Annotated in this window: 10 protein-coding genes; 5 read left to right on the top strand and 5 right to left on the bottom strand. The window is 33.9% G+C overall.

What is annotated here, in order from left to right; translation table 11 throughout:
• Positions 1–16: 16 nt before the first annotated feature.
• From AMD28_RS10325 to AMD28_RS10340, 4 genes are all read right to left on the bottom strand, one after another.
• Positions 17–7,831, bottom strand: coding sequence for a choice-of-anchor J domain-containing protein (locus AMD28_RS10325; protein WP_055444037.1), 7,815 nt, complete (start codon positions 7,829–7,831; stop codon positions 17–19).
• Between the two features lie 151 nt (positions 7,832–7,982).
• On the bottom strand, positions 7,983–9,140 hold the full coding sequence (locus tag AMD28_RS10330) for a tetratricopeptide repeat protein (protein WP_083478279.1): 1,158 nt from the start codon (positions 9,138–9,140) through the stop codon (positions 7,983–7,985).
• The gene (locus AMD28_RS10335; protein ID WP_055444039.1) at positions 9,137–10,732 is read right to left on the bottom strand and encodes a helix-turn-helix domain-containing protein; all 1,596 of its coding nucleotides are present in this window, start codon (positions 10,730–10,732) and stop codon (positions 9,137–9,139) included. The genes AMD28_RS10330 and AMD28_RS10335 overlap by 4 nt, the downstream gene beginning before the upstream one ends.
• 347 nt (positions 10,733–11,079) lie before the next feature.
• A complete protein-coding gene (locus AMD28_RS10340) occupies positions 11,080–14,157 on the bottom strand; it encodes a T9SS type A sorting domain-containing protein (RefSeq protein WP_055444040.1) in 3,078 nt (1,025 codons plus the stop codon).
• A gap of 394 nt (positions 14,158–14,551) precedes the next feature.
• Between AMD28_RS10340 and AMD28_RS10345 the strand changes: the two genes are divergently transcribed.
• From AMD28_RS10345 to AMD28_RS10360, 4 genes are read left to right on the top strand one after another with little or no spacing between them, the layout of a single operon-like run.
• Positions 14,552–15,634 (top strand): CNNM domain-containing protein, encoded by a 1,083-nt coding sequence (locus tag AMD28_RS10345; RefSeq protein WP_055444041.1) that lies wholly within the window; start codon positions 14,552–14,554, stop codon positions 15,632–15,634.
• Between the two features lie 2 nt (positions 15,635–15,636).
• Positions 15,637–16,167 carry a methylated-DNA--[protein]-cysteine S-methyltransferase gene (locus AMD28_RS10350; RefSeq protein ID WP_055444042.1) on the top strand — a complete coding sequence of 177 codons (531 nt, stop codon included), beginning with the start codon at positions 15,637–15,639 and terminating at the stop codon, positions 16,165–16,167.
• A gap of 60 nt (positions 16,168–16,227) precedes the next feature.
• Complete coding sequence (locus AMD28_RS10355; protein WP_055444043.1) at positions 16,228–17,379, top strand: serine hydrolase domain-containing protein; 1,152 nt, start codon at positions 16,228–16,230, stop codon at positions 17,377–17,379.
• Positions 17,380–17,407: 28 nt separating this feature from the next.
• Positions 17,408–18,121: a 3'-5' exonuclease gene (locus tag AMD28_RS10360; RefSeq protein ID WP_055444044.1), complete on the top strand. Its 714-nt coding sequence runs from the start codon at positions 17,408–17,410 to the stop codon at positions 18,119–18,121.
• 197 nt (positions 18,122–18,318) lie between these two features.
• Here AMD28_RS10360 and AMD28_RS18890 read toward each other — a convergent pair whose 3' ends face one another.
• Positions 18,319–21,192, bottom strand: a complete 2,874-nt coding sequence (locus tag AMD28_RS18890) for a GEVED domain-containing protein (protein ID WP_083478280.1) — start codon at positions 21,190–21,192, stop codon at positions 18,319–18,321.
• A 166-nt stretch (positions 21,193–21,358) separates the two neighbouring features.
• Here AMD28_RS18890 and AMD28_RS10370 point away from each other — a divergent pair, with 166 nt between their 5' ends.
• Positions 21,359–23,050, top strand: a complete 1,692-nt coding sequence (locus AMD28_RS10370) for an ABC transporter ATP-binding protein (protein WP_055444046.1) — start codon at positions 21,359–21,361, stop codon at positions 23,048–23,050.
• Positions 23,051–23,203 lie beyond the last annotated feature (153 nt).

Here is a 23,203-nt window from a genome sequence, read left to right on the forward strand (position 1 = left end):
TTTAAATTATTTACAATTAGTGTGCTCTATTAATATAAACCCATCCAGTTGCAGAGCTTCCATCTTCTTTCTGAATATTATAGAAATAAGTACCATCTGGTAATTCTTTTCCTTTATTTGATTTCCCGTTCCATTGGTTAGAATAGTTACCGCTGAAACTGTATACCTCTTTTCCGTATCTATTAAATATGATCATATTTGTCACTCCAAAACCAGTTAAGTCGAAAGTGTCATTTTTACCATTTCCGTCAGGAGAAATTCCTTTAGGAATAGTTCCACACGATAATTTATCTGTGGTAAATGATGTCATTGTAGAACAGCTACCATATGCTATACTTACCGTAAATTGCGCAGGTACGGTAACATTTTGATTTTGGTTTGCATATGCTGTAACATTAAATGTTTCTGAATCTGTACCTACTTCATTTCCATTGGCATCCATCCAAGTAAAAGTTACCTCATTAGCATCAAAAGAATTTCCAACAGGTGATGCTGTTAATACATACTCATTATTGTTACATTCTCCAGCAATAGAAACTTCAATAGCATCTAAAATAGTAATATCGAATGTGCTTGTACTACCTTCGATACAGCTAGTAAGATTTTCGATAATTTCATATACAATGGTGTAATTACCAATAGTACTTGTTGCAATATTAATTTCTCCTGTAGAAGCATTAATAGATAATCCAGCTTCTGCACTAAATGTACCTCCAGTTGTGAAACCAGTAGCTAATTCTGGGAAGATGTTTGTGCTGTCTTCACAGTAAAGATCTTCGGTATAAGTAAATTCTGAAATAGTACTTGTCTCTTGAATAATTTCAATAGAAGTGGTATACATTCCAGCTTCGGTACAATTGGTTGGATCTGCATCATAGGTATAAACCACATCATGAGTTCCAGCAGTTGCTACAGTTAAATCTACTTCTCCAGTAGCTGCGTTTACCGTAAGCATACTAGAACTAAAAACACCACCAGTTGTAAATCCTGTTGCTAGATTAGGTAAAGTTGCATTGCCAGACAATAAACAGAATGCAGCTGTACCGTAATCAAACATAGTAATTGGAGTTACTGTTTCTCCAATAGTCATAGTAAAAGTACTTACACTAGCTTCTAAACAAGTAGTTAAATCTTCCAAGATTGTATATGTTATTGTATACGCTCCTGCAGTACTTGTTGCAGTGGTTATTTCTCCAGTGGTTGCATTTATGCTTAATCCCGTTCCTGCACTAAATGTGCCACCTGTTGTGAAACCGGTTTCAAGAACTGGTAATATAACTCCAGTATTTATACAATAAAAATCTTCTGCATAAGTAAACGCGGTTACCGGAACTATGGTTTCCACAATTTCAATACTTGTTGTGAATACACTTCCTTCTATACAATTTGTAGGATCTGCAACTATAGTATAAACTACATCATGTGTGTTCACGGCTCCAGAAGTTAAGTCTATTTCTCCTGTTGCGGCATCTACAGTTAATGTAGCAGAACTAAATACACCACCAGTTGTAAATCCAGCATCTAGATTAGGTAATACCGTTGTTCCTGATAATAAACAGAATGAATTGGTACCATAATCGAAATTAGTAACTGGAACAATTGCTGTTGTAAATTCTATACTAGCAGTAAAGGTATCCGACAATGTACAGTTTTCAGTATCTCCACTATAGGTATACACTATATCATGTGCGCCAGCTGTAGCTGAAGTCATATCTACTTCTCCTGAAACTGCGTCTACAGTTAAAGTAGCTGATGAAAATACTCCGCCAGTTGCAAAATCTGTAATTAATGTTGGCGTAGGATTATCTGCAGCTACAATACATGTTGTATCATAACTAAATGTAATTTCTGGAGTAATAGCATCATTTACTGTTACTATTATTTCAGAACGTGGACTTTCGCAACCATTGGTATCTACATTGGCTACAAAGTAAGATGTGTCACCAAAAACAGACGTGTCTGGAGTTGGTGCAGTATTACTACCTGTTCCGCCTACCGCTTGCGTATACCAAACTAAGGCATAGCTACCTGTTGCTGTAGCCGTTAATGGTTGTGCTGTTGCGTTTAAACAATATTCTAAAGGAGTTTCTACCGTTGGCACTTCTGAGATACCATTATAGGTAAAAGCAATAGTATTTTCACAATATCTTGTTTTCCAAGTAAAAGTATAAACACCAGGTTGTAAGAATCCTGAAATATTTGTGTTGTTACTATTAGCATCTTCAATTACTACTTCTCCAGGATTATTAGCGTCTGGAATCCAACTTCCTGCACCATTAGCTTCAACTGCTATGATTGGATTTGTACAATCTACTTCAGATGCTGGTGTTATTATTTCATTATTAGGAATGAATTTCACCGCGTCAATAATATTTCCATTGACATTATTTCCTGCCACTTTGAAAAAGAATCTGGTAGTACTCTGACCTTCCGGCACCTGATACTCCCCAGCTACCACAGTCCAAGCTTGAACTACAGCAGTATTTTCATTAATCATTGTAAATGGTCCACCAGGAGGTCCTGCATAAACCTGAATGGTATTATTATTTGCTCTTCCAAGATGTGCATAACTAAAATCATAAAGAGTAATTTCAGAAGTATCAAAATCTCTGTAGTATCCTTTAAGATCTGGATCGTTAGGCATATCTGAAAGTAGTTGCACACATTGGCTACCATCATATGGTTCAAATCCAGGTGCTACTAATCCTTCCCATAGAAAAATAGCTCCACCATCCCATGACGTTAAATTTGTACGCCATCCTGGAACCACTTGTATGGTTGCAATGGAAGTAATTCCACTTAGATAACCTAGGTTAGAATCTTCAAAATCACCATTAACGGTTTCTACCTCACAAGAATCTATTGGTGTTCTTAAACAAACATTAAATAGACGTGTTTTAGCTTCATTGTTCTTTAGGGATAGTCTTAATTTATAATTTTCTCCTACTACTAATTCAGAAGAATACATAGTAACCATTATTTTGTCATAAGTACAAGAAATTTCTTCTAAGCTACCAGCATTATCTTTATAAAGTGTCATGGTAATGTCTGGGTAAGGCACGTCACCACTACTCAACCAAAATTCACCAGTAAAACCGTTTACTTCTATAATATGCACTAAGGATTCTGCAGTAAAGTCGAACCAGATATCTCCAGTATTTGGACCCTCACATGTCATGTTTTCTGAAGAAACCGTTGCACCAATAAAGGACACACTTTTTGCAGCCATATCACAGGAATCATTAGCACTAATGGAAAGAGGAATGGCATTGGAAACATCATCATTTCTAACAAAATTAAATGGTCCTGACCAATAGCTTTCGTCACCTGTAGCACAAACAGCTCTTACAAAGTATTCATAAGTAATCACATTAGCATCATTAAAATCGGAAGCTGTTGGCGTATAAGCGTTTGTTGAAACTATAGTTCCAGACTGCGGTAGAGTTCCATTTTCATAAGGTTGAACAGCCACTTCCCATTGTGTCTCAGATCCTCCTGGAGTCCATGAGAAAACAGATGTTTCACTGATGGTTAAATCTGTTGGTTGTGGACATGAAATGGCTCCGCAAATTGCGGTACCTTCATATACAACTCTTCTTAATGGGATACCTGTTGGACTTGAATAAACAGTAACGCCTTCATTATTTATAATATCAAACTGGTAATCATCATATTGAGATTGTGCACTCCCTAAAGTAGCAAAGTAAATCGAGAACTCTACTCCAGAACATAAAAACACTGGAAACTCTTCTGCTGTTTCCCCATTAAATGGTAAGGATTGTGTTACTTGATTGTTTTGAGTAATTTCCAGAGATGCTGAAATATCATAACCACTTGTAAGTACAAATGTATATTGACATAGATTTTCAAAACTACAACGAGTTAATAATTCTTTAGGACCTGACCATGTACTTTCAGAACTATCACAGATTGCTCTTACGTAGATATCATATTCCGTAGAAGCTGTAAGTCCTGTTAATGTAAAAGGATTTGATGTTGCACTGTATAAGTAACTTGGATCTGTATCTCCAACTGGAGCAGGTGATCCTGCAGGTTGTGCTGAAATTTCCCAAGCAGTTTCCGATCCATTTGCATCCCAAGTAACTTGGGCTTGCGTATCTGTAATGTTATTGAAAGTGATGTTAGTTGGTTCTGCACAAGTTGGAACATCTTCAATATTTACATTATCAACAAAAAGACCATAACCACGGTACCCACAACCACAAGGTGTGAAATAAGGTACGTGAAAAGCGATATTAATATCTCCGCTAATTCCAGCAGGGAAGTTGATTATTTTTTCTCTATATTCCTCGTTATTAATTATTACAGGGTCATCACCAGAATCATATAATACCGTTGTAAACTGATCTAAACCAGTACCATTAGTTGAAAGTAGGACTTCTAAATCTTCAATATAGTATTGTGAATTTGCTCTATAATAGAATCGTATACGTTGATTTTCGGTAATTGTAATCATTGGAGAAATCAACCAGTCATCACTGTTACCATTAGTTGTAGTTAAAATAGCAGCTGCTTCATCTCCTTCATAAGGGAATGTTGCGCTGTTAAATTCCCAAAAATAATAATCTCCATTATTATTAACGGTTTGCCAACAGCTTTCTGAAGTAGAATCTGAATTAAAGGTTTCAACAAACGGACTTGTAAAAGAGGTACATAAAGTTCTAAAAACCATAGGTCCAATCCATTCGCTCTCTCCAGTTTCACAGTCTGACATTACATAAAACTCATAGTCTGTATCTGAAGTTAATCCTGTTGCGTTATAAACTGTACTAGTAACAGGTGTGCCTGTAGTAGTAGGTATTCCAGATCCTTCTGCTTGCACAACTATATTCCATGCTATTTCTTCAAATCCTGGAGACCAAGATAAATCTGCTGTAGTTGCCGTTGTTGTATTTACTGTTAAATCTGTTGGATTTGGACAAGTAGGAGCATCGGTAACGCGAACGTTATCAATACTTAAAGATGACCAAGTTCCGGTAAATTCAGGAGGTGTTCTAAAAGCAAAATAAACAGTTCCCGTACCTTCTACTATAATTGTTTTTTCTTCGAATGCACCATTAGTAAGTATTTCTAATGGAGAAATTACTGAGAAACTACCCGGACTTGTGTTTGTGGTAGACATTAAAACTTCTAACCCAAAACGTGTAGCTGTTGCGAACAAAGAAAAATCTGCTCTAGCATCAAAAGTTAATGCTTTTGGAGTACCATCTAAATTAATAGCTGGAGAGATTAAGTAATCATCAAAACCACTTGCAGGAGTAAATATAGATGTTTGTAAAGTGGCATAAGTTTCAATAATATTCCATGTTGTACCATCATTATTAGCATCTGTTACTTTCCAACAAAACTTTTTGGTGTCATAATCATCATCATTAAAACTTTCATAAAATGGTGTGTCATAAGATGTACACAGCGTGGTAAAAGGAACAGGCCCAACCCATTCACTAAAATCATCTGTATCACAAGCTGCTCTTACATAATATTCATATCTATGTCCAGAATCTAAACCATTTACAATATAAGGAAAACGGCTAGTAGTATTTACACCGGGTGCTGTTGGTACACCTGAGTCTAGGTCTTGAACAGAAACTTCCCATTCTGTTTCCTCGTCTCCAGCTGTCCAAAATAACCAAGCAGAACTGTCGGTAATTTGTAAAACAAAAGGGTTTAAAGGATCTGGACAAGAAGGCTTGTCTTCAATATAAACATCATCAATAGTATATCTTAGTGCGGTCTCTGTAGTATTAGGTTCTACAATCCATGCAATGTTTACTTCTCCAACAATATCTTCAGGGATATCTACAATTTTTTCTTGAAAAACAGTATTACTTATAGTTGTTGCTGGTAAAAGGATAGTAGTAAAATCATCTACACCAACTCCTGTTGTAGATAATTTTAAGGTATATGTTGAAGCACCTTGTGTAGCTCTTTCTTGATAACGAACACGTTTTGGTGTTCCATCAAAATTTATACGAGGTGACACATAAAAATCATTATTTTCATATTGTGCGTCTTGTGTTTGTAGAGTTGCCCATCCACCAATAAAACCCCAAGTTCGGTTATCTCCATTGGCATTAATGGTTGTCCAACAGGCTTCTGGATTTTCGTTTGTAGCATCCGTAAAATCTGTAAAATATGGTGTATCAAAAGAGGTACATTGTGTAGTAAACGTAGATGGATTACTCCAGTCTCCAGCTACACCATTACATACAGATCTTGCGTATAAATCGTACGTGGTTGCAGTTACAAGACCAGTATTAATAACATTTCCAATATTGGTATTGGTAGCAATTCCAGAACCTGTTGGTTCTCCAGAACCTGTAGGAACAACAACATATTCCCAAGAGTCTGAAAATCCTCCTACATTATCCCAAGAAAAGCTAACACTATTTTCGGTTAAATTATTATAGACAAAATCTGCTGGAGGAGCACATGTTGGTCCTGAAATTTCTAATTCAAAACAGATTCCTGCTCCGGATCCAAAAAACGAGGATACAACAATAACGTAAGTTTGTCCAGCTTCTACAAATAAGTTGTCTATAGATTTTGGTTCGAAACCATTTACGGTGTTTGCTCCTGCAATACAGTTAACACCTACATCGGCACAACTTTCATAAACAAGAAGAGAACTTTGCGGGTTATAACAGTTGTTCGATTCATTACCACCATCAAAAGTAGTTTGGGTTAGCGTTACTAATCCATCTTGCGTTGGTGTATAGGTTAAGAATACCTTATCCCCACTTAAATAGTTATATATACTATTCCCAGGTATGCAATTGGCACCTTGATTGTCATATTCTACATTTGGATTTGCCCAATTGGCTAAATTATCTGCTATTATGAAAGGCGTTGTAGAAACATCTGGAACTACAATAGGCTCCTCACAAGAAAGACCATATTTTAATGTTTCAAAAGTATAAGGTCCTGTAAAAGCACTTTGTGTATCATTATCACAAATTGCCGAAAGATAAATATCAAACTCGGTATAAGCATCAAGATTCATTAGGGTATAGCTTGTTCCTGTTACAGGAATTCCGCTATCTGCTGGAATACCACCAGTAGGTAATATTTGAATTTCAAAGTTAGTTGCTGTAGGATGTGACCATGTCACTTCTGCAGAATCTACTGTAATCCCTTCAACAACTACTGAGTCGTCTTCAATTTCTATACAACCTTCTAAAATAGAAACCTCATCTACAAACCATTCATCTCCAGTTGGACTTGCACCATTTTGCGTATTTACTGCAACAAATGCAATGTATACATTTAATCCTGCAGGAATGGAAGTAGGTATTTCTACAATTTTCTTCTCATACTCTGTTTGCAAACCTACATTTAAAGTAGATTCTGTATAAGATTGAATTACAATATTGAAGCCATTAATATCTGGCTGAGCTGCAGTTGAAATACGAATTTGGTACTCAGCACCATTATCTATTTCATTTGCTTGTTTTGTATAAAACTGAATTTCACCATTTTCTGGAACTGCAATTTGCGGAGTTACTAAAAGATATTGTGCCGTATTTTGATCACCAATATTATCTGCACTCGGATTTATGGATATTCCATTTGTTCCTAAATAACCATCTGCAGTTGCACCCCAATCAGAGGCACCTACTCCATTTCCAAATAGCGTCCATGTACTTGGAATGCCCGTGTCGAAAGATTCGCTCAATTGCGCAAAACTTTTTCCAGAAATTAATAAAAATAATGATAGCGTAAATGCAAAAATAAAACTTCTATTTTTACTAATCTCTCTAGTAGAAAAGAAGGATTTAGTTGCTACAGGTTTTTGTAACTTGTTTCTCATGTCAAACAATTTCGGTTAGTAATTCAAGTTTAAATATATGTATATAATTACTATATATATAGTATAACCCTTTGCTTTTTACCGAAATTTAAAAGATAAAAAAAGACTGTAATTCACTGATAGACAGTGATTAATACCCGATTTAATCCTTTTATTGAAGATCTGTTAAAGATTTAGTGTTTTGGAGGCTTTCTACCTTTTTCTGAAGTGTTTTGATACTATTTCTATTCTTTCTTTCTATAAAAAAGAGAATAATGATGAAGATAAAAATTAATAAAACCAACCATTTAAATCGGTTTTTAAATTGCGATTGAATTTGGTTTATCTCTTCATTTAAGTTTTTAGAATTTTCTTTTATGGAATCGCTAACAGAGCTTCGTTCTGATTTTTTTATATCTAATTGTGTTTTTGAAAATAGCTCATAATACTTCTGAAATTTATCGGATTCGTCAAGGACTAAATAATTTTCGAAAAGCCCTTTGTAGACTCCTAAATTCAACACCAAATCTCCCACATTTTTAGCTCTCTCTAGTGCGGATTGTAACAACAAAATAGCAGCTTCGTATTTACCTTCTAAGGTATATACTTCTGCCAAACCTTTTTCTGCAAAAGACACCAAACTGCTAGCATTTTCAAGTTTAGCAAGTTCTATAGATTTATTAAAGCTTTCTTTTGCATTGTCATAGTCTGAGAGAATGATATAACAATTCCCTTTATTGTAATGCCCAATACTTTGGTTATGCACGCTAGATCCCAGCCTTTCATATTCAAGGATCCCTTTTTTAAAATATTCTAATGCGATATCACAATTTAGATTATCCTTATAAATAAACCCTTTCACCAAATAACTATCTGCTAAAATTTTACCAACAGAATCTCTAACAGGATACGTTAGTGATTCCTTTTCTATTTCCTCCATATATTCTATGGACTTATCAAATATCTTGAGTTGCTGATATTGAAGCCCTGTCATAAATAGAATTTGAATTTTAAGGTTTTTATTATCTATTTTACTTGAGAATTCCTTGGCTTTGATAATATGTTCTAAAGCTTTTTTATAATCTCTTTTAGAAGTATATGCCGTACATGCTAAAATTAAAGCACGAGTTCTTGACTCTATGGAGTATGTGGTACTATTAAAAATGGATTGCGCAATTTCAATAGATTTATCAGGGTTTTCATAAACAATTTTAGTACCTGCTGCTAACAGACTATCTATTTGCTTTTTCTGAAAATTATCTGCATGAATAGAAACTGCACTTAGAATAAACACATAAAAAAGAAGGTGATATTTAAATTTTATTATCATTTAGTTTCCTTATTTTTTTTTAATTCTTCTCTTTCCGTTTTTAACAGGTTTATAAATGTTGCTGGTGGCATACCAATGATTGTTTTAAATACCGTTGCAAAACTACTATGTGTACTAAAACCACTCTCTTCGGCTAAAAAACTAATTTTATAATTCATATAATTTGAATCGGTTTTTAATTTTTCAATAATATAATTAATACGAAGTTTGTTTATAAAGGTATTGAAATTGTCATTATAATGCTTGTTAATTATCTCAGACAGGTATTTTGTATTAGTTTCAAATTGCCCCGCCAATACAGCAAGTGACATATCATTATTTAAATATTTTTGAGATTTTTCAAAGCGTTTTAGTTTCTGTAAAATATTTTGTTCGGTTTCTTTGGGGATCGCTATTTTTTTAAAAGTTTGTTTTTTAACCGGCTTAATTTTTATAAAGTTATTTCTACTTACTTCTAAATAATTAATAATCTCTCTTAAACGCTTTTTTTTGTTTTCCTTTTTTAATAATATAAAAACACCAATAACTATAAAAAATAGAGCTGCAGCCAAAGTTACATATAGGTAGTTAGTATATTTTAACTTTTCGATTCGTAATTGCTTTTCCTGTTGTCCGCTTGTAATATTATAAAATGTATTTACCGCTTCTTGTTCTATTTGTTCGATGGTATTATTTAAAACCAAGAACTCATCGTTATACGTCTTGTGTTTATTTCTTTGGTTAGACGCTAAATAGCTGATGGCTAAATCTCGATTTATTTGTTCTAACAGAAACGGATTATTTAATATTTCGGCAAAGCGTAATGCTATAAAAAGGGTTTCTTCACTTTTTTGGTAATCTTTTTTTTGTAAGTATAAGTGTCCTAATTCTTTATAAATTATGGCTTTTTCATGAAGATTATTGTTTTGCGAAGAGTCTACTAAGTCTAGTGTTTTATCAATGTAAACAAAAGCAGAATCGTATTTAGAAAGGCTGCTAAAAGCACGTTCTTTTGCTAGAATAAAGGCTCTGTTTTCAATAGAATTATTCTTTAAAAAGTTTTTAAATTTAGCTTCGACCTCTGTAATAGCTGTAATTGCTTCGTTGGAATTAAATCTATCCAGAAGCATATTTATTTGTTCTAAGTAAATATGACTTTCATACAGATCTTTTTCAGATTCTAATTTGGAAGTAAGTAGAATCGCTTTATTTAGGTATTGTTTAGATTGTCTATCTAGATATAGCTTTCTTAATAGTGTAGCTCTAAATATATTGTTTTCTATTCGTTTATGGATATCAATCTCTTCTAATTGATTACTATTATCAAAGGCATGAATAGTAGCATTATTACAATCTCCTTTTACTAAATAGCTTTTAGATAATAGTAAATTAGCAACAACTCTTTCTTGAAGTTTTGGACTAGTATTTAAAATGTGACTCGCTATTTTAATAGCTTCATCTGGGTTTGAATAAATAAGTTCTTCTGATTTTAAGGCAAGATCATTCTCCTGTGAATAAAAACTTATGGATAGCAAAAAGCTAATAATAGTAATAACTAAAGTCTTATTTAACAGAAATTCTTTAAAATAATGATGTATTTTTTTATTTGTCAAAAAGCATACTGTATTATAAATTAAATACAAATATAGTTTTCGAACCCATAATTTAAGTCTTTTTCATGAAAACTATAAAAGATTAAATATACTGAACTTATTTATAATCTGTTTTTTTTTATTTTATGATTACTGATAAAAAGTATTAAGACTTACTTTGTTTTTATTATAAAACATAAAAAAAGCAGCCATTACAGCTGCTCCTTTCTGAAAAAAACTACTCTTTTTAGAGTACTTAAAATATATCAAGTTAAATAAACTATCTATATATTTTTTAACACGGCCAAGAGAATAAAATCTATTGTCCGTGTTTATTGATTTGCTATTAATCAAATAATTATAAAGGGTTATTTTTTAACAACTTTAATTGTTTTTTGAGAACCATCAATAGTTACTGTAACAAAGTACACACCATCCTTTAATTCTTCCATGTTGATTGTAGATTTTATGCTGTTTGGACTAGCCATAAGCACTTGTTGACCAACAATATTAAAAACACTTACACTTGAAATTGTATTCTTAGCTTCTACTGTAAAAGAATCTACAACTGGGTTAGGGTAATAATTAAATGTTTCAAAAGTATTTGATGTTACACTTAAAGAAGGGTCTGGGTAAGCAAAGAAATCAAATTCTGCTGCACCAGATGCAAATACCATTACTAAATACGTAGTATCAGCAACTAATTCTACTGATGTAGTATCAGAATTGTAACAATTTGTAATACCAGTAACAAATCCAGCAGTTTCTGCTTGAGAACAATCATCCGTATTATAAACAGTGTAATTAGCATATCCAGATGTTCTTGCAAATTCAAAATAATGCAATCCGGTATACTGTGGTGTAAAATTGTACCAAACAGATTCATTAGAACCACTTGCACATCCTTCTGGTGAATAATATGCTTCTTCAAGATTTCCTGACATCGTGTTATTACCGTTAAAGTCAGAAGACTCTAATAAAACGATGGAATCCGAACAATTACTATTAACCTGCGCATCTAACACTTCCCATACACATAAGTTAAAACCTGTTCCAGGATTAGTAGTCGAAGATCTCACCATGATGGAGTAGCTCTCACCGCTAGTTAAATATAAAGTTTGGCTTGAATTATTATTACAATTAGTACTTAATGATGTTAAAGCACCACAAGTTCCTTCGTAAATAGTATAGTTTGATGCGATAGTTGGATCTAATTTTTCATAAGAAAATTCATAATACGCACTATTAGTTGGCGTAAATACATACCAAACATCTCTTAATGTGCTATATTCATTATTACATGAATTATCAACAGATACAGTGGCACCAACTGTAGTACCAGTTATTTGGTTATTACATTGGTCATCTGAAGATGCTGATATCTCAATAGCGCCAGAACAGTCATCATTTATAGGAACAGTTGGAGCCGCTTTTAAGCAAATGTCAAAGTTTTGCGCATAATCTCCAGCACTTATAGAACTGTTTCTAATGTAGTACGTATTATTTACTGTTAAATCAAAGAATGTAGTATACGTACTATTGTTATTGAAACAACCAAGGCTAGTAAGCGCTCCACAACTACCTTCTAATAATTCAGTAGCTTGATTTGTTCCTCCAGATCCAATAGCCGCAGTAATATTTAAATATTCTAAAATGATCGTTTCACTTGTAGCTACAAAGCTAAACCAAATATCATTATTATTCGTATAAAGACAGCTAACTGGGTTGCTAGCAGATTCTGTTGCTCCTGCATTGGTTACACTAGTAAAAATAGTACATGACCCATCTGTATTTACAGTTAATGAAATATTATCGTTACAATCATCATTTACAGGTGGGCAGTAGAAGTACGTAGACCCTTCAAAAGAACAGGTATTATCATCATTACTTGTTAACGTAAATTCTACAGTAGTTCCGCTAGTATATGGACCAAAGTTTGTAATCCCTATAGCATTAATGTTTGTGTTTGAATTACCAAAATTATCTGTTAATGTTAATGTTGAAGCGTCTCCCATATAAGTTACGTCCACATCAATTGTAAATTCACCCGTTGTACAATCTGAAACTGGTGCTAATGTGAACTCAGGATTAATACAGCTGTTTTGAGTTATAAGTAAAAGGTCATAACTAAAAGAAGTGTCATTTCCAGAACTACTCAATACAATAAAATAAGTACGTCCTGCAAGTAATACTACATTATCTAAATTTCTAGTTGCCCCACTATAAACACCAACATAAGCAGTACATTCTGTTGCAGAATCTATACAACCTTCTGTTATATGAATACTAGCTCCATTACCTACAATATTTGCAAGTTCAATGTTTATAGATATATCTGTAGCAGGTGTAATTTGATAAAACACATCATAACCACCTAAATATGCACCTGAATATCCTCCACAAGGACCTTCATTAATATTGTTTTCATAGTTAGCTGTGTCATCTGCAAATCCAAGATATGGCGATGATGGCGAAAGCCCTGAAATTATAATAGGATTAGAACATGTTGCTCCTTCAATTGGTGCTAAACGTGTCGTAAAACTTTCTTCTGTACATCCTGTTGCATCTCCTATTCCATTAAAAGGTACAATATTAACAAAATACTCCGTTCCATAAGCTAGTCCAAGACCAGCAAATGAATAAGCAGTTTCTGTAGTGGTTACTGCATTTAATACATCAGTAGCTCCAGAACTTGTACCTATAGAAACAGTATATCCTGTAGGTAATCCTGTTGCTGCTTGCCAGGTCATAGTATCATTTAAATCTGTAGTATTAGAACCAGCTACAGGAGATATAAGAGACGCATCACAATTTGGTGCTGTAGTAGCAACTTGAGTAATTGAAACATTATCTAAAACAACGTTTAGAGAGAAATGTCCTGGATCTATATTTGTTAGATTTGTAATAAAACGAGCTTGAAAATCGGTACCAGCTGTTAGTTGTCCAAGATTTGCAGCAGGTATTGTTGTACATGTTTCGGTGTCCACATAAGTCAAAGTAGAATTATCTACTGTAACACCAGGAATCCAAGTAGCACCTCCATCTATAGAATATTCTAGAGCTACAGAACCCCAATCCCCTATAGGTGCATATGAACTTACAGGTGGCCAAGGCCCTGTTTTTTCAAATACATTTACAGAAAAACTTACAGTTAAGTCTGTATTGTTTGTAATACCAGTATAATTTGGAGTTGTTAAAACATTTTCAATTGTCCACGGTGAAGGACCAAAGTCACTATTAGCCCCTGTAGCTATACTTTTCCCTGTCCCTCCACATTGTTCGTAAGGAACAACAGTATATGCATCACTACTAAATGGGTTCAAACTTGATGTCCATCCAGAAGGAAGCGTATAATCTGCTGTGCTATCAAAGTTTTCAACAATCTCTACTTGAGAGAAAGCTGTGATGCTTAATAGCATCATTAATAAAAAGGTAATTTTCTTCATTACAAATAAGATTAAATTAATTAATTCGGTTAGTTAACTCCAGTCTAATATATAAATAGGAATACTGTAATAAAAGCTTATACCTTTGGTATTTACCGAAATTTGAAAGCTAAAAATAAGTTTTAAAATATTGATTAACAGTTTATTAAGCAAAATATACTGATTTATTTTTCTTAAAACCAAAAAGACACACAAAAGGAATAAAACACTCCACTTGAATGCCTTTTTTACTGTTTTATTTTTTTTAAATCGAATGATTCGAATAATAAATAAAAGCTATATACAACCATTAGATTTAATTATTTTACTACTTTTAAAAAGTTAACTAACCAATTATCAAGAGTTCTATTATTATAGATAGGATTTTGTAAATTAGCCAAAAATAAAATCCTTTATGACTGCACTAATTCTTTGGGCAACAATCTCTATTTTCTTTTCGTTTTTATGTTCTATACTCGAAGCAGTACTTTTAAGTGTGACTCCAACATTTATAAATGTAAAAAAACAAGAAGGTAAAGAATATGCAACTACACTCGAAACACTAAAAAAAGACGTAGATAAACCGCTTATAGCAATACTAACATTAAACACCATTGCACATACTTTAGGTGCCATGATGGTTGGTATTCAAGCAGAAAAACTACCATATAAATTAGAGTTTTTTGGTATTAATACCGTTGGTGTTGTTTCGGCAATAATGACTTTATTAATATTAGTAGCTTCCGAAATCATACCTAAAACCATTGGTGCTACCTACTGGAAAAGCTTATCTAATTTTACATCTAAAGCATTACTTGTATTAATCTTTCCTTTAAAATGGACAGGGATCTTATGGGTTTTACAACTAACCACAAAGCTAATTGGCGGTAAAGGACACGGAAGCGTTTTAAGTAGAGAAGGTTTTCTAGTCATGGCAGACATGGCACATGAAGAAGGTGTTTTTGAAGGCAACGAAAGTAAAATCATTAAAAATCTTTTAACCTTTAAAGAAGTATTTGCTAAAAACGTGATGACACCACGTACGGTGATGCAATCGGAAAACGAAGAAACCACTGTAGAAGATTTTTTTAATAGAAATATGAACCTTCGTTTTTCTAGAATCCCAGTATATTCGGAAACAGAAGACAACATAAAAGGACTTGTTTTAAAAGACGAAATATTTAAAGAAATGGCTTTAGGTAATGGTTCTAAAAAGTTAGTCGAATTAAAAAGAGACATTATCATTGTAGAAAGAAACTTACCAATACCGACGCTATTTGAAAAATTAGTAGAAACTAGAAATCACATGGCTTTAGTGGTAGATGAATATGGTAGCGTAAGTGGTATTGTAACCATGGAAGACGTAATAGAAACCCTTTTAGGTATGGAAATTATGGATGAAAGCGATAACGTAAGCGATCTACAAAGTCTTGCAAGAAAAAGCTGGGAAGCACGTGCAAAAAAACTAGGTATCATAGAAGATAACAGTCCAGAATAACCATGGAAGAATGCATTATCAAAACCCCTTTAGGTTTCACCAAAATAATGGGTGATATTGATGGTATTGCATCCGTAACCGTTTTAAATCATATAGAACGCTTCGAAGAAGAAACAGATAAGCTATCATTACAGCGAAATCTGGAATCTGAAGAAAAAGTAACCGACATTATTCCCCAAGAACTAGAGGAATGCGTCATACAGCTACAAGAATATTTTAAAGGAGAACGCAAACAATTCGATTTTAAAATAAACGCAGAAGGCACCGATTTTCAAAAACGTGTTTGGCAAGAATTGCGTAGCATTCCTTATGGTAAAACCACCTCATACCTAAAGCTATCCCAACAACTTGGCGATGTAAAGGCCATTCGTGCGGTAGCAAATGCCAATGGTAAAAATCCACTTTGGATTATCGTGCCATGCCATCGTGTTATTGGCAGTGATGGAAGTCTAACTGGATACGCTGGAGGATTACAACGAAAACAATGGCTATTAGAACACGAAAGTCCGTATAAACAACACAGCCTTTTTTAATAATAACTCACATTTCTTTTTTTAGAGAAAATATTCTATATTTATAAACTGTAAAGCATTATGAAATTTTTAAAAAAAATATTAAAATTCTTAGTTATCGTAATAGGTTTAGCTGTTGCTATCTTATACATCACAGATACCGATTATCTAATAAAAGCGGTTCGTACTATTTATATGCGCGGTTATACCACAGCTTTTTTAGATGATTATAAAAGATTTGATAACCAAGTTATAGAAAACGACACACCTCAACCTTGGCCAAACCATGAAAACTATAATACGGTAACAGAAACAGAATCTTTACAAAAAGCCAATAAAGACTGGGGAACTATCGCATACGTAATTATTAAAAACGATAGCGTTTGGTTTGAAAACTATTATGATGGTTACAATAAAGACTCTAAATCCAATTCCTTTTCTATGGCAAAAAGCTATGTTTCTGGCTTAATGGGAAAAGCAATTAAAGACGGTTATATTAAAAGTTTAGACCAACCTGTTTGCGACTTTCTACCTGAATTTTGTGATGGTGAAGCAGCAAAAATGACGGTTGGTGATTTAAGTAGTATGGCATCTGGAACCAATTGGGATGAAGCGTACTATTCGCCATTATCAATTACAACACGTGCGTATTTTGATGATGACTTAGCGAAAGTTATGAATGGTTTAAAAGTAGTTACAGCTCCTGGAAAGGCTTTTAAATACGCAAGTGGCGACACGCAAATGCTTGCCATGGTAATAGAAAAGGCTACTGGAAAAAAATTATATACGTACTTAACCGAAAGTTTCTGGAAACCTTTAGGAAGCGAAAATGCAACGCTTTGGCAAGTAGACAGTGAAGATCATGATTTGGTAAAAGCATATTGTTGTATTGCAAGTAATGCGAAAGACTTTGCGCGTTTTGGAAAACTATACAAAGACCACGGAAAATGGAATGGAAAACAGATATTAGATTCTACTTTTGTAGCAAAATCTTTAAAACCTCGTTTTCCTGCTAGTCCAGAATACGGTTATGGTTGGTGGCTTAAAAACCAAAACGGAAAAGACTTTTTCATGATGCGTGGACATCTAGGACAATATGTAATTGTGCAACCAGAAGACAATGTTATTATTGTGCGTTTAGGACACCAGAAATCTCCGGATGCTGGAATTGGAGCGTACACAAATGATATTTCGCTGTATATTGAAGAAGCCTATAAGATGTTGAATAATTAAAAAAATACCGCTTTCGCGGAAAGAAAACATGATTAGTAAACTGAACTTGGAAGACATATTGTTTTTAGATATTGAAACGGTTCCGGAAACGGAAAAATTTTCAGAGCTAGACAAAACGAAACAAGAACTTTGGGATGCCAAATCACGTTACCAAAGAAAGGAAGAATTTACTGCCGAAGAATTTTATGATCGCGCAGGAATTTGGGCGGAGTTTGGTAAAATTGTATGTATTTCTGTTGGCTATTTTTCTATAACAAATGACGTAAGAACTTTTAGAGTTACTTCCTTTTATGGCGAAGAACCTAAACTTTTAAAAGACTTTAAAAACTTAATACTTTCGCATTTTAGCCAAGCCAAACATTTGCTTTGTGCGCATAACGGGAAGGAATTTGACTTTCCGTACATTGCTAGACGTATGATTATTCATCATATTGAATTACCATACAAACTAAATCTATTTGGTAAAAAACCTTGGGAAGTACCACATCTAGATACGCTAGAACTGTGGAAATTTGGCGACTATAAAACCTATACTTCTTTAAAATTATTAACCAATGTTTTAGGAATCCCTTCTCCCAAAGATGATATTGATGGTAGTGAGGTGTACCGAGTATATTACCAGGAAAAAGAAATAGATAGAATTGTTGTTTACTGTGAAAAGGATACGATTGCAGTGGCACAAATCTTCTTAAGACTTCGTGGAGATGATTTACTTCATGATAACGAGATTATTCATATTTAGTTTAGTATCGCAAAAAGGATGGAGGCTTTGTTGGAGCTCCTCACAGAGAGCGACTGCCGAGAGCCTGGTTTTTTTCTTCAAAAAAATTTGCCCAAAACATAAAATAACAGCTTCTATTTATTAAAAATATTAACATAAAAAAAAGCCCAGAGCTTTCACTCTGGACTTTAAAAAAACTAATTCTGAGGATTAATTATTTAATGTTTTATAAACTTTTTAACTTTTGTTTTCTCTCCAATATGCAATTGTAAAACATACATACCGTCTTGTAATTTAGCAACATTAATGCTATTGGTGTATCTACCTTGAAGTACGGTTTGTCCTAACAAGTTTTTAATCTCGAAACTTTGCGCTTCTAATCCGATTAGACTTACATTAAGCGTTTGCTTCACTGGATTAGGATACAGTTTAAACTGATTATCTAAAGTCTCTACGGTACTTGCAACATAACTGTACGTAGCGCTTGATGCTCCACCAACACAAAAGGTTGTTGTTTCTGAGCTAGTAAAAGAACTTCCGCTTACTAATACGTTTCCTCCATCGGTTAGAGAATAAGATCCGTTTCCGTAAGAACAGCAAATACCGTCACCATAAACATCACTAATTGTAAAGGAATAACATCCTGCAGGTAGTGTTTCACTAATATTTAATGTAGAACCATCTGCTTGATTTCCGTACGTTCCTCCGGATGCTACTACACTATTAGAACCATCTGTGATTGTCCAAGATGTTTCTTCTGGATAATTATCGAAAGTAATAGATAATGAAACATCTGTACTAGTACCTGTTGAGCCACCTGACGTAGATAAGCTTACAGCATCTACTGCCATATCTCCTTGCCATGTGGTTCCTGTAACACCATTAAAACGTAGTTGCACAGTTCCTCCTGCATACGCAGATAAATCTACAGATGCTGTTTCCCAAGCATTTCCTTGATTTCCAGATGCACTCCAAACACTTGTCCAAGAACTTCCGTTATTACTACTTGCTTCTACAGCTAAGCTTCCCATTGCTGTAGTACCATACATATGGTATGCAAAGGTAAAAGTAGCTTGAGATTCTCCATTTAAATCAAAACAAGGAGAATTTAGAATAGCTCTCTTTGTAGAGTAGTTAGGAGAAGAAGACTCCATAAAAATATATTGAGAACCTTCTGATGCACTAGATGGCCCAGTGTTACTTGAAGGTGTAGCACCAGATTGTCTTGTCCAGTTAAAATCATCTCCAGTTCCTTGGGTCCAAGCTCCAAAACTAGATTCAAAACCTTCGTTATAAGGGAATGAAGAAATAGCTCCAGAACATCCAGTAGTACTTGCTGGACTTACCACTACAGATCTAGATACTGGATCTGCTGCATTACCTGCTGCATCACTAACATTATAGTTTTTGGTATAGGTACCTGCAGTATTTGTATTTACAGTTCCTGTAGTTACGATACTAGAAGTTAAGTTTCCATCTATATTATCTGTAGCTGTAGCACCTAACTCACTGTACGTATCACCAACCGTTAAGTTAATCGTTGCACTTCCTGTTAAGGTAATCACTGGTTTCACGGTATCTGCTACTCCTGCAGAAATATTTACGGTATAATCTTCTACTTCTCCATAAGAAAAAGCTTCACAAGATGTTGGTACACCATTATATTTCATAGAAACACGTAATCTTTTATCTCCACTTGCCGTTCCTGTTGGCACTGTAAATGAACCGCTTGCTGATGTTACTGATGATGCCGCTAAAGAAAATATTTGCTCTCCAGCATCTGTAAAATCACCATCATCATTATAATCAATCCAAGCAGCATATCCTTCACTGTATGTAGAACCTGTCCATGCTGGTGTTACTGTTAATGTATAACTAGAACCAGAATCTAAATTAGTAGAAACACTAGTGAAATCGGTATATAATTGTGCTCCAGAAGTATTATTAATAGTACCTACTTGCACTCTAGAAATATACTCATCATTTGCATTGTTACCTTGCGAATCGCAATATTGCGTTCCTGTTTGACATGGTGCACATGATCCTCCACAATCTACTCCTGTTTCGGTTCCATTTTGAATACCATCTGTACAAGTTGGTGTCGTTGTTCCTCCTCCACATTTATCTGATAATGCTAAAGTACGTCTTGCACCTCCAGCTTCTAACACTGCACGCATTCTTGTTTTTTGTCCTTGTGTAAATAAGTTCATACATGAATCATTGGTATAATCCATATAGTTTTCAACCATATCTGTAGAAGAACAAGAAGTTTGCCCAGTTGGACAACCATAGTTAGACGTTTGATGTGTTGGTGTATCACTTACAAAATCGTTACCACAATTAGAGTCTCCCCAAATGTGACGTAAATTAAAGTAGTGTCCTATTTCATGTGTAGTTGTTCTTCCTCCATCATACGGAGAACTTACTGCTCCTGTGCGACCAAAAGCATTGTAAATCATTACTAAACCATCTGTTGCAGCAGAACCTCCAGGGAATTGCGCATAACCTAAAAGATTAATTGTTTGTCCGCCAGAAGTCGTAGTCATTTTTGGTACAATCCACATATTAAGGTATTCGGCAGTGTTCCAAGGATCAATCCCTCCTGAAGAAGAACGCTTAGCATCATCATTAGCCCCCCAATCGGATCTTGTAGTTGATTTTCTAGTGATACCTGTTGTTGTATTTCCGTTTGGATCTACAGTAGATAAACAGAATTCAATCTGCGTATCTGCGGCTTGAGACCACGTATTATCGGCATCTGGGTTGGTACGTCTAAAATCTTCATTTAAAACATCTAATTGCGATTGTATTTGTGCAACGCTAATATTTTCTGTGCTATTGGTATATAACACATGTACCACTACTGGAATGGTAATGATACTACCATCTACTCGATATGCACTACTATTGTTTTCTAATGCTTGGATTTTTGCTTGTGTGAAATTTTCTATTTCAGTCATTCGCTGCTCCAACTGTGGATCTAATTGCTTTCTGTATTCTAGGTTTTCCATAGTAGCACATCTTCGATCTTGAGCGAAAACGGAAGCCACCATTAAAAAACACATAATTGATAATGTAAAGTTCTTTTTCATGCGAATGTTATAATTTTTTGGTTAATATTTTGATGAAAGTAATGTTTTTGATTTAAAAAAATAAACAATCAATAGCTTTTCGACGAAATACATTTTTTTTGTAAAAAAACCCCTATATTTTACGGTTTTCCCGTAATTTTTATGACTAAAAATGCTATTTTTAACCATGTTAAAAAACAAAATACTTGCTATTGAAAACCTTTCAATTTCCTTCTTCAATAAAAAGGAAGAAAAAGAAATTATCCACAACATTTCATATCACTTAAATGAAAATGAAATACTAGGTATTGTCGGGGAATCTGGTTCAGGAAAATCGGTTTCTACCTTGGCTATATTAGGGTTATTACCAAAAAACATCTCCAAAATCACCAGCGGAAGCATTTTATATAAAGACGAAGACCTAACAAAATTAGACGCAAAAGAGTTTCAGAAAATAAGAGGAAAAAAAATATCTATAATTTTTCAAGAACCAATGAGTTCTTTAAATCCTTCGATGACTTGTGGAAAACAGGTTTTAGAAATTGTTTTACAGCATACCAATCTAACTAAAACCGAAGCAAAAGCACAGGTAATCACTTTATTTGAACAGGTAAAACTTCCTATTCCTGAAACTACCTACAAGAAATATCCGCATGAAATATCTGGCGGACAAATGCAACGGGTTATGATTGCAATGGCTATTGCTTGCGAACCAGAAATTTTAATTGCCGACGAACCCACAACGGCTTTAGATGTAACAGTACAAAAAGATATCATTCTGCTTTTGAAAGAATTGCAAGCAAAAAACAAAATGAGCATTCTTTTTATCACGCATGATCTTTCTTTAATATCTGAAATTGCACATCGTGTTTTAGTCATGTATCAAGGAAATATTGTAGAACAAGGCAGCATAGAGCAAATATTTAAAAACCCAGAAAACAATTACACTAAAGCACTAATAAGCTCTAGACCCTCTTTAAATACAAGGTTAAAAATACTACCAACCATTCAAGACTATCTACAAGAAACTACTTCAAAAGAAGTAATCACTGCAGAAGAAAGACAAAAACATCACGAAGCTATTTACAGCAAACCTCCTTTATTAGAAGTAATAAATCTAGAAAAAGAATATTTTACGACTTCGGGTTGGTTTAATAAAACGGAAGGTTTTAAAGCTGTAAACGATGTGAGTTTTAAATTATATGAAGGAGAAACTTTAGGATTGGTTGGCGAATCTGGTTGCGGGAAATCTACTCTTGGAAAAGCTATTTTACAATTAGACAAAGCTACCGCTGGAAGTATTCTATATAAAGGAGAGGATATTACTAAAATATCTACTCGGGAAATGCGAGTACTAAGAAAAGATATTCAAATTATTTTTCAGGATCCTTATGCTTCTTTAAACCCAAGACTTACTATTGGAAATGCTATTTTAGAACCAATGAAAGTGCATAACCTTTATAATACATATACCGAAAGAAAGGAAAAAGCATTAGAAATTTTACATAGAGTTGGTTTAGATGCGGATGCATTTAACAGATATCCACATGCATTTTCTGGCGGACAAAGACAACGTGTTGGAATTGCTAGAACCATTGCATTACAACCAAAACTAATTATTTGTGACGAATCTGTTTCGGCTTTAGATATTTCTGTACAAGCGCAAGTACTAAATTTATTGAATGAACTAAAAGCAGATTTTGGCTTTACCTATATATTTATCTCGCACGATTTGGCTGTTGTAAAATATATGGCAGATCAATTATTGGTAATGAATGCTGGTAAAATTGAAGAGTTAGCAGATGCGGATGTTATTTATAATAATCCGAAAAAAGAATACACAAAAAAGTTAATTCATGCTATACCTAAAGGGTTATAGCATGAATACTTTTTTTGTTAAATACAATAAACTTCCTATAAATTTGAATGTGTTCTTTACTTTTTTAAAAAGTTTTAAAAAAAATAAATCCGTATTCATAATTCATAATTTAAGGTTAAGTCTATGGTAGACTCGGGTTATTATATTTGGTAC

Source organism: Lacinutrix himadriensis (assembly GCF_001418105.1).
In the GTDB taxonomy this organism is placed as follows: Bacteria; Bacteroidota; Bacteroidia; order Flavobacteriales; family Flavobacteriaceae; genus Oceanihabitans; species Oceanihabitans himadriense.